A 902-nucleotide genomic window follows, 5' to 3' on the forward strand; every position below is an offset into this window, starting at 1 on the left:
CACGACAGCCTGTCGGGCGAGACCGTGCGTCGCCGGCTGGCCGAGAACGACCTCAAGCCATGGCGCAGGGACATGTGGTGCATTCCCCATGTCGACGGCGAATACGTCGCCCGCATGGAGGACGTGCTCGATCTCTACGCCGAGACGCCGGATCCCGCCCGCCCACTGGTCTGCTTCGACGAGACCCCCGTCCAGCTGATCGGCGAGGTGCGCCAGCCGGTCCTGGCCCAACCGGGACAGCGCGAGCGCTACGATTACGAGTATCGCCGCAACGGCACCGTCAATCTCTTCGTCACCTTCGATCCGTATCGGGGCTGGCGCAACGTCAAGCTCACCGACCGCCGCGCCGCCGTGGACTACGCCCACTGCATGCGTGAGCTCGTCGACGTTCATTATCCCGACGCCGCCTGCATCCGTGTCGTGCAGGACAATTTGTCGATCCATAAGCCTGGGGCGCTGTATGAGGCCTTCGCGCCTGCCGAGGCCCGCCGCATCCTGTGCCGCCTCGAATTCCCACTACACCCCGAAGCACGCCAGTTGGCTCAACATGGTTGAGTGCGAGATCAGCGTGCTTCAGCGCCAGTGTCTCGGCCGCCGCATCGACGACTCCAAAAGGCTCCGAAACGAGATCGCGGCATGGCAACGGCGGCGAAATAAAACCCGAGCCCGAATCAAATGGATGTTCACAACCGACAAAGCTCGCGCCAAACTCGGCCGCGCCTATCCAGCCACCCCCAAAGAGTCAAAATCACTGTGATAGACTACTAGTACCCAGTTTTCATAGAACGTGAGTCGTGATTCAAGATCGGGATGATTCCCGAAGCAAGAGAAGTCCGCGTTTCGCGGAAGGAGCGTCTGGAGCTAGAAGCCCGGTGCCGCTCGCCGCGAACGTTACAGCGTGA

Annotated in this window: 1 pseudogene; it reads left to right on the forward strand. The window is 62.1% G+C overall.

From position 1 onward, the window contains the following. Positions 1-757 (forward strand): annotated as a pseudogene (locus ACZIRK_RS45275) (IS630 family transposase); the annotation flags it as partial. Positions 758-902 lie beyond the last annotated feature (145 nt).

The sequence above is a fragment of the Bradyrhizobium sp. Leo114 genome (assembly GCF_055229415.2).